Annotated in this window: 1 protein-coding gene; it reads right to left on the bottom strand. The window is 54.4% G+C overall.

From position 1 onward, the window contains the following. Positions 1-492, bottom strand: a 492-nt coding sequence (locus tag ADK28_RS02165; RefSeq protein ID WP_048794764.1) for an AI-2E family transporter, incomplete at its 3' end; no start/stop codon positions are given. Positions 493-619 lie beyond the last annotated feature (127 nt).

Here is a 619-nt window from a genome sequence, read left to right as displayed (position 1 = left end):
GCCGACGACGAAGTTGAAGGTGCCCTTGCCGATCAGGAACACGCTGCCCGCCAAGTATTGCCCGCCCTTGAGCGCCACCTCGGAAAGCTGCTTTTGGATCTCGGCGGCGCTGTTGAGGTTATGCTCCGCCAGGAAGCGCTGCGCCCAGCCGGGCAGGTGGCGCATGAAGTCCGCCAGCATGGTCGGCAATTGGCTGTTGTTGGTCTGCAGCTTGGTGTAGATCACGTTGAATTCCATCGCCAGCGACGAGGCGATGATCGCCAACGGCGTGAACACGATCAGGCAGATCAGCGCCACCGTCAGCAGCGACACCACGCCGTTGCGTTCGCCGACGTACTGCTTCAACTTCTTTTTCACCGGATGGAAAATCACCGCCAGAATAACCGCCCACAGCACCGAGGAGTAATAAGGCCCCAGCACGTCGAGAAAGGCGGCGGTAACGATGAACAGGATCAGAATAAAGAATCCTTTGGAAATGCCTTTAGACATCATAGTCGTCCCTCAAAAGATGAATTTTCAGCATAGATGAACTGAATGAAAACAACACTATCATCACCTTTGCTTAACCGGTAGGGGATTTTTAGTGGCGTATTCCATAGGGTTATTAAGGGCAAGGCGG

Source organism: Serratia sp. 506_PEND, from assembly GCF_001076875.1.
GTDB classification, from domain to species: Bacteria; Pseudomonadota; Gammaproteobacteria; order Enterobacterales; family Enterobacteriaceae; genus Serratia; species Serratia marcescens.
The sequence above is the reverse complement of the archived record's forward strand: the minus strand, read 5'-3'. Positions and strand labels throughout refer to the sequence as shown.